The following is a 7306-nucleotide window of genomic DNA, read 5'->3' as shown; positions in this document are numbered from 1 at the left end:
ACCATCGGCTGGAAGTAGGGCACAACCTGCCCTTCGTCACAGGCCGCGCGCAGGTTCTTGGCCAGCGCTGCATAGTCGTAGCGATTGCCGATCTCGGCCGTATAGAGCTGCGCCCGCCCCCGGCCCTTCGCCTTGGACGCATAGAGCGCCAGGTCGGCGCAGTTGTAGAGCGCGTCGAAGTCACGCGCATCCAGCGGGAAGCGGGCGGCGCCGATGCTGACCCGTCCGAGGTCGGGCTTGTTGAGCAGCGCCGTGGCGCGCAGGATGGTGTTACCGCACCGGGTCATCAGGTCGCGCAGCTCGGCCTCGCCCTGGCGGAACGGATCCATCGACATCATCATGCCGAATTCATCCCCGCCAAGGCGTCCGGCGACGGCGCCTTCGGGCAGGCAGTCCTGCACCGCACCGGCGACGGTGCGCAGGTAGATATCCCCGAACTGGTGGCCGTAAAGATCGTTGATCGACTTGAAGTTGTCGATATCCAGCAGCACCAGCAGTGCCGGGGCCCCCGGATCGGCCATCAGGCCACGGCTGTACTTGGCGAAGGCCGCGACATTCCTCAGCCCCGTCAGAGGATCCCCCTCGCTGAGCCTCTGAAGGCCCTGCATCCGGGCCCGGCTGTCGGCAAGTTCCTGGTGCAGCTCGATCTGGCGCAGCCGGTCATTCAGAAGCGCCTCGACCGTGGTGCCCAGAAGGTCCAGCGAATGCGAGAGGCGCGAGCCGGTGATCGCCGTCTCTGCACCGCCCTCCGACCCGGCCGCCTGGGCGAAGGCCAGCACGCCGATGCAGGTTCCATCCTTGAGGAACAGCGCCCGTCCGGCGGCCTGCCGCATGCGGTCCCGACCGATCCGCGCCACCGAGATCGGCTGCCCGGTCACCGGCACCGCGCCGTGATGATCGCTGGCGCTGTAGGCACGCAGCATGTTGCGGGACATGATCTGCAGGGCGCCGACGTCGTCGTGCTGGCCGATCATGCAGTCGCGCAGGTCCATCTGCCGCGCCCGCTCGCTGCCGAGGTAGAGAACCACCGAGCTGGCATCGGCCATCTTCTGCGTCAGCAGCGCGACGTTGCGCAGCGCGCGCGACAGCCGCCGCATGTCGCTTTCAGTGCCCTCCGCCTCGGACTGGGCCTGCTCCTGCAGGTCGTGGAGGTTCATCAGCGGTCCATCCCCGGCGCGCGCTCCGGCGTTCCCGTGATCCCGCGTCTCGCTCCGTCCTGCCGCATTTCCGTCCCGTCCGGCCTGCCACTGCCCATGCCGCAGTGAAGCGGCACCCGTCTTCCTGCACAACCCCCGGCTCATGGGGGCACCCTCGGCGAGCATCGGTAGGATTTGTTAACAAGCCCTTAACTTTTCGGTGCCACCCCGGTCGGCCCTCTGGACAGGGGCCATGCAACCTGTCCCTCTGGCGACACGGGCGGGCGGCTTGGCTCGGCAAGAGCCCGGACAGGGCGAGGGAGGGACAGGATGACGCCGCAGGGCAATCTCTGGCAGCAGACCAACCAGGAGAGGCTTGAGACGCGGCCGCTGTCGGCGGACCTCTCGGTCGATCTGGCGGTCATCGGCGGCGGGTTCACCGGCTGCGCGGCGGCGCTTGAAGCGGCCCGCACCGGGGCCTCCGTCGTGCTGCTCGAGGCCGGGACGCTGGCCCATGGCGGCTCGGGGCGGAACGTCGGGCTGGTCAATGCCGGGCTCTGGCTGCCCCCCGAGGCGGTGATCGCCAAGCTGGGCGAGGCGGCAGGCACCCGGCTGATCGCCGCGCTCGGCGTCGGGCCTGCTACGGTCTTCGGCCTGATCGACCGGCACCGGATCGACTGCGAGCCCCGCCCCCGCGGCACCCTGCACCTGGCCCATGCCCCGCGCGGCCTGCGCGACCTGCAGGCGCGGCACCGCCAGGGCCTGCGCCACGGCGCCCCCCTGCAGCTGCTGGACCGCGACGAGACCCGGCGCCGTACCGGCAGCGCGGCCTTTCACGGCGCCCTGCTCGACCCGCGCGCCGGCACGCTGCAACCCCGCGCCTATTGCACCGGCCTGGCCCGCGCCGCCACCGGACTGGGGGCGGTGATCTGCGAAGACAGCCCGGTCACGCACCTGTCCCATGAGAACGGCACCTGGCGCCTCGTGGCGCGCGGCCAAGGGGTGCGTGCCCGCCGGGTCCTGCTGGCCACCAATGCCTATCACGCCAATCTTGTGGGGGGCTTCCGGCCTGCCTTCGTAGCCGTCGCCTACAGCCAGTTCGCCACCGCCCCGCTGAGCGAGGATCAGCTTCAGGCGGTGTTGCCCGGGCAGGAGGGGTGCTGGGACACTGCCATGGTCATGTCCTCGTTCCGGCGCGATGCGGCGGGGCGGCTGATTCTGGGCGGCATGGGCGATGCAGAGGGTCCGGGCAGGGCGATCCACGCCGGCTGGGCGCGCCGCAAGCTGCGCCAGCTCTACCCCGGCCTCGGCGACCAGCCCTTCCAGCATCAATGGCAGGGCCGCATCGCCATGACCGGCGATCACATCCCCAGGCTGGTGGAATTCGGCCCCGGCGCCTATGCCTGCTTCGGCTATTCCGGGCGCGGCATCTGCCCCGGCACGCTCATGGGGACGGCAGCGGCAACGGCCCTGCTGACGGACTCACCCGAGGCCCTGCCCCTGCCGGTCAGCCGCGACCACGGCGAGAGATTCGCCACGTCCCGGGCGCGCTACTACGAGCTGGGCGCCACGATCATGCACGCGCTCGGCCCGCATCCACGGCGGGCAGGCCGGGGCTGAAGCAATCACCGGACAACGGCTTTGGATACAGGCCATCCCGGGGGGATGATCCGAACCAAGTCTCTCTTTTCAAAGGAGGATTGGTGGAGCCTAGGGGGATCGAACCCCTGACCTCTTGCATGCCATGCAAGCGCTCTCCCAGCTGAGCTAAGGCCCCGTTCCGCGAGGCCCGAGGGCCTCCGTGCGGCGCTGTCTATGGGATGCCCGGGGTGGGATCAAGCGAAAAAATCGCACCTCGGGACTTTTTCATGACAGGCCGGTCAGCGACCGCCGGATCTGCCATGACGGACCCCCGCAAGGGGGCCCTGCCGGGCCCTTGCGGGCCGCGGCTCAGCTTTCGTCGTCGTCGCCGGGAACGTCGGCCAGGTCGTCGAGCGAGACGTTGTCGTCATCGTCGTCGTCGTCCAGCAGATCATCGTCCAGATCGACTTCGACATCATCTTCCAGAACGTCATCCCCCGAGTTGTCCTCGCGGGCCTTCGACTTCTTGGTCGCGGCATCTTCGGCGTCGGCGGCGATCATGCGGCTCTTGCCGGTGTCGATCTCGACGATCTCGCCGGTATAGGGGCTGACGATCGGATTCTGGTTCAGATCGTAGAACCGCTTGCCGGTCGTCGGGCATACGCGCTTGGTGCCCCATTCTTCCTTGGGCATTTCGGGTTCCTTCCTGGCTGACATCTCTTGTCCGGGATCTGCGCCACCTGCCATAACGGACCCGAGGTATCAAGCCCTTTCGGGCCCGCAGGCGGGTGCAGGGGTCGCGAAGGAACCATATGGGCCAGCATCATCTTCCGGGCAACCCCCCGATCCCCCTGATTCTGCGTCGCTCGGCCCAGGCCAAGCGGATTTCGCTGCGTGTCTCCTCTCTGGACGGGCGGGTGACGCTGACCCTGCCCCGCCGGGTGCCCGAACGCGAGGCCCTGGCCTTCGCCGCCGAAAAGGAGGACTGGCTGCGCCATCACCTGGCCCGGCAGGGCGCCGCAGAGGCAGTCGGCCCCGGCACCCTGCTGCCGGTCGAGGGCTTTCCGCGTCAGGTCGTCGCCGGCACCCGCCGTGGCGTCCGCCTGCTGCCCGACCGGATCGAGGTCGCCGGCACCGCACCCGGCCCGCGCCTGGCCGCCTGGCTGCGCGAACTCGCCCGCGACCGGCTCAGCGCCGCCTGCGACCGCCATTCCGCCGCGCTCGGCCTGCCCTATGCGCGGATCACCCTGCGCGACACCCGCTCCCGCTGGGGGTCCTGTACCCAGGACGGGGCGCTGATGTTCTCCTGGCGGCTGATCATGGCGGCGCCCGAGGTGCTCGACTATGTCGCCGCCCACGAGGTTGCCCACCTGGCCGAGATGAACCACTCGCCTGACTTCTGGAACGTCGTGACGCAGCTCTATGGCGACTACGCCCCGGCCCGCGCCTGGCTGCGGCGCGAGGGCAATGCCCTGCATCGTTACCGATTCGACCCGTAGCCCGGAGGCGGGTCGGGGCCGGATCAGGGGGCGGGCGGTCGCGGTCATCTTGACGCCGCCCGGGTTTGTGATCACAAGCGGGCCATGCTGATCCAGACCCGCCCAGATCCCTCGCCTTCCGCCCATGACCGCGTCTACCGCGGCCTGCGCACCCGCATCATGCACGGCGAGATCGAACCCGGCCACGCGCTGACCCTGCGCGGCATCGGACGCGAGTTCGACGTCTCGATGACCCCCGCCCGCGAGGCCGTGCGGCGGCTGGTGGCCGAGGGCGCGTTGCAGCTCTCCTCCTCGGGCCGGGTGTCGACGCCCGATCTCTCCAACGAGCGGATCGAGGAGCTGGCCGCCCTGCGCGCCCTGATCGAGGTAGAGCTGTCCTCGCGTGCGCTGCCGCGGGCCCACATGGCGCTGATCGACCGGCTGCAGCTGATCAACGGCACGATTGCCGATGCGGTGCAGGCGCATGACCCGGTCGGCTACATCCGCACCAACCTGGAATTCCACCGCACCCTCTACCTGCGCGCCCAGGCACCGGCAATGCTGGCCATGGCCGAGACGGTCTGGCTGCAGCTCGGCCCCACCATGTGCAAGCTCTATGGCCGGATGAACCGCACCGAGGCGCCGCATTTCCACCGCCATATCATCGCCGCGCTGAAGGCCGGGGACGAACCGGGGCTGCGGCTGGCCGTGCGCTCGGACGTCACCCAGGGGCTGCGGATGCTGACCACCTGACGCCGTGTCGGGCGACAGGCGAATCGCCGGCTCGGGCGGCCGCCCCGAGGCATGGCGCGGCGCAGACATGGGTCGAGAGGGCACAGCCCCCGTTCCTCGCAGCGCCTCATCTGCCGCGGGGAAACGAGCCCTGTCGTCGCCCCTCCGGGCATCGGGGCGCAGGCCCCCGCCGTGACGGGGGCTCGATGCCCCCGAGCGGCGCCGCGCCTGCGGCCGGGGGCTACTTCACCCAGATGGCCCGGAAATCGTTGACGTTGGTGCCCGTCGGGCCGGGGGCGAAGATCGCCCGGGCGGCCTTGAAGGCGGTATAGGCGTCGTTGTCGGCAAGCGCTTCGGCCGGGTCCAGGCCGGCGGCGCGCATCGCGGCCACCGTACCGCCATCGGCAAAGGCGCCCGCATTGTCCTCCGAGCCATCGATCCCGTCGGTATCTGCGGCCAGGGCCAGGATGTCCTCGCAGCCCTCGATTGCCAGGGCCAGCGACAGCAGGAACTCAGTGTTGCGCCCGCCGCGCCCCCGGCCCCGCAGGGTCACCGTGGTCTCGCCGCCCGAGAGCATCAGCACCGGCGCGGGAAACGGTCGATTGCGGGCCCGGATCTCGCGGGCCATGGCGGCCTGCACCCGCGCCACCTCGCGGGCCTCGCCCTCCATGGCGTCCGAGAGGATCACCGCGGGCACCCCCTCGGCCTCGGCCAGTGCCGCGGCGGCTTCCAGAGAGCGGGCGGCGGAGGCGATGACATGGACCTCGTTGCGCACGAAGCAGGGGTCGGAGGGGTTCGGTGCATCCTCTGGCGCCTCGTCCAGGAAACGACGGATCCGGCCCGGCAGGCGGATGTCATGGCTGCGCAGGGCGGCCAGCGCCTCGGCACGCCCCTTGCCGCAGGGCACCGTCGGGCCCGAGGCCACCTGCGCGGGATCATCCCCCGGCACGTCCGAGACGATCAGGCTGACCACCCGCGCCGGGGCCGCCGCCGCCGCCAGCCGCCCGCCCTTGACCGCCGAGACCTGCTTGCGGATCGCGTTCATCGCCGAGATCGGCGCGCCGGAGGCCAGAAGCGCCGTGTTCAGCGCCTGTTCGTCCTCCAGGCTCAGCCCCTCGGGCGGGGCGGCCAGCAGGGCCGAGCCGCCGCCGGTGATCAGCGCCACCACCAGGTCGTCTTCGGTCAGCCCCTCCAGCAGCGCCAGCATGCGCCGCGTGGCGGCCTCTCCAGCGGCGTCGGGCACCGGGTGGGCGGCCTCGACCACCTCCAGCATCTCGCAGGGCTCTGCATAGCCGTAGCGGGTGATCACCATGCCCTCCAGCGGGCCGTTGCCCGCCGCCGTCCAGGCCGTCTCGAAGGCCCGGGCCAGCTGCGCCGCCCCCTTGCCCGCCCCGATCACCAGGGTCCGACCCTTCGGCCGCTGCGGCAGATGGCCGGCCAGCGCGAGGGCCGGGTCGGCAGCCTTCACGGCGGCCTCGAACAGGCGGACAAGGAAGGCACGGTCGTGATCGGTCATGTGGGTCTCCGGCGGGTCACGGTCAGTCTAGCGCGCCTTCGCCCCCCCGCAATCCCGCAGCGTGGCTTTCCGCCGCACCGGGGCAGGGCAAGGTCAAACCGCGCGCAGCTGGCCCCAGGCCTGGGCCTCGGGGGCGGGACCGACGCGCAGCCAGGCCCCCTCGTCCTGGCGGAACAGCGCGGCCCGGGAGGGCGCGAAGACCAGCCGCCCGGCGCGGTGCTGGGCACTCCAGGTGGTGACGCGCAGCGCCCCGCCGGCTTCCCAGTCAAGCAGGTTGAAGGTGTTCTCCTCACCGCGCTGCCGGGTCGAGAGCCCGGTGCCCGCCTCGACCAGCAGCAGCCCCGGGGCGGCGCGCACCGGCCCCGACGAGGCGCGGTGCAGGTGCCCCGAGAGCACCACCTGCGCGCCGCAGTCCGCCAGCTCGTTCAGCGCCGAGCGGGCGCCGCGCATCGGCTTCTTGCCGGTCTCGGGGCCGTGTTCCAGCGGGTGGTGCAGGGCGACGATGCGCAGCGGTGCCGGATGTTCCTCGAACAGCCAGCAGACCCGCCGCCGGGCACTGCGGCGAAAGCGCCCGGTCTGCCATGAAAAGGGGTTCACCGTGTTCACCCCGACCACCGACATGGCACCATCGGTGAAGAAGGGCTCGGTCTCGGCGCAGATGTGGCGGCGATAGCGGCGGAAGGGGGCGAGGAACCGCACCAGCAGGTTGTCCAGCGGCGTGTCGTGATTGCCCGGCACCGAGAGCACGGGCAGTCCGATACGGGCAAGGAAATCCCGCGCCCGCAGGAACTGCCGCTCGCGTGCCCGCTGGGTGAAGTCGCCCGAGATCACCACAAGGTCCGGTGCCAGCGCATGGATCTGCG

At 70.9% G+C, this 7306-nt stretch carries 7 protein-coding genes and 1 tRNA gene; 3 read left to right on the top strand and 5 right to left on the bottom strand.

Going from position 1 to position 7306, the window contains the following annotated elements; genetic code table 11:
• Nucleotides 1-1157: GGDEF domain-containing protein (locus OS124_RS26245; protein WP_010141598.1), on the bottom strand; the 1157-nt coding region annotated here is incomplete at its 3' end.
• 309 nt (nucleotides 1158-1466) lie between these two features.
• On the opposite strand from OS124_RS26245, the gene OS124_RS0119465 reads away from it, so the two are divergent.
• Nucleotides 1467-2756, top strand: coding sequence for an NAD(P)/FAD-dependent oxidoreductase (locus tag OS124_RS0119465; protein WP_010141597.1), 1290 nt, complete (start codon nucleotides 1467-1469; stop codon nucleotides 2754-2756).
• 81 nt (nucleotides 2757-2837) lie between these two features.
• On the opposite strand, the gene OS124_RS0119460 is transcribed toward OS124_RS0119465, so the two are convergent.
• Both OS124_RS0119460 and OS124_RS0119455 read right to left on the bottom strand, forming a co-directional pair.
• Nucleotides 2838-2913: transfer RNA gene (locus OS124_RS0119460), tRNA-Ala, on the bottom strand.
• A 173-nt stretch (nucleotides 2914-3086) separates the two neighbouring features.
• Nucleotides 3087-3410: a TIGR02300 family protein gene (locus OS124_RS0119455; RefSeq protein ID WP_010141596.1), complete on the bottom strand. Its 324-nt coding sequence runs from the start codon at nucleotides 3408-3410 to the stop codon at nucleotides 3087-3089.
• A gap of 119 nt (nucleotides 3411-3529) precedes the next feature.
• Between OS124_RS0119455 and OS124_RS0119450 the strand changes: the two genes are divergently transcribed.
• Together OS124_RS0119450 and OS124_RS0119445 are read left to right on the top strand one after the other, a co-directional pair.
• Nucleotides 3530-4216 carry a M48 family metallopeptidase gene (locus OS124_RS0119450; RefSeq protein WP_010141595.1) on the top strand — a complete coding sequence of 229 codons (687 nt, stop codon included), beginning with the start codon at nucleotides 3530-3532 and terminating at the stop codon, nucleotides 4214-4216.
• An 84-nt stretch (nucleotides 4217-4300) separates the two neighbouring features.
• Nucleotides 4301-4948, top strand: a complete 648-nt coding sequence (locus tag OS124_RS0119445) for a GntR family transcriptional regulator (protein WP_010141594.1) — start codon at nucleotides 4301-4303, stop codon at nucleotides 4946-4948.
• 220 nt (nucleotides 4949-5168) lie between these two features.
• Here the strand turns inward: OS124_RS0119445 and OS124_RS0119440 are convergent, their stop codons facing one another.
• Both OS124_RS0119440 and OS124_RS25295 read right to left on the bottom strand, forming a co-directional pair.
• Entirely contained in the window at nucleotides 5169-6443 is a 1275-nt protein-coding gene (locus OS124_RS0119440) for a glycerate kinase type-2 family protein (protein WP_010141593.1), read from the bottom strand.
• A gap of 93 nt (nucleotides 6444-6536) precedes the next feature.
• Nucleotides 6537-7306 (bottom strand): metallophosphoesterase family protein (locus OS124_RS25295; RefSeq protein ID WP_010141591.1); only part of this gene is annotated, 770 nt, incomplete at its 5' end.

The sequence above is a fragment of the Oceanicola sp. S124 genome, from assembly GCF_000220565.1.
Lineage (GTDB): Bacteria > Pseudomonadota > Alphaproteobacteria > Rhodobacterales > Rhodobacteraceae > Pseudooceanicola.
The sequence above is the reverse complement of the archived record's forward strand: the minus strand, read 5'-3'. Positions and strand labels throughout refer to the sequence as shown.

Bases quoted from the DNA above. Each gene is read 5' to 3' on its own strand.
- OS124_RS0119455 (WP_010141596.1), bottom strand. From the start codon at position 3,410: ATGCCCAAGGAAGAATGGGGCACCAAGCGCGTATGCCCGACGACCGGC.
- OS124_RS0119445 (WP_010141594.1), top strand. From the start codon at position 4,301: ATGCTGATCCAGACCCGCCCAGATCCCTCGCCTTCCGCCCATGACCGC.
- OS124_RS0119450 (WP_010141595.1), top strand. From the start codon at position 3,530: ATGGGCCAGCATCATCTTCCGGGCAACCCCCCGATCCCCCTGATTCTG.
- OS124_RS0119465 (WP_010141597.1), top strand. From the start codon at position 1,467: ATGACGCCGCAGGGCAATCTCTGGCAGCAGACCAACCAGGAGAGGCTT.
- OS124_RS0119440 (WP_010141593.1), bottom strand. From the start codon at position 6,443: ATGACCGATCACGACCGTGCCTTCCTTGTCCGCCTGTTCGAGGCCGCC.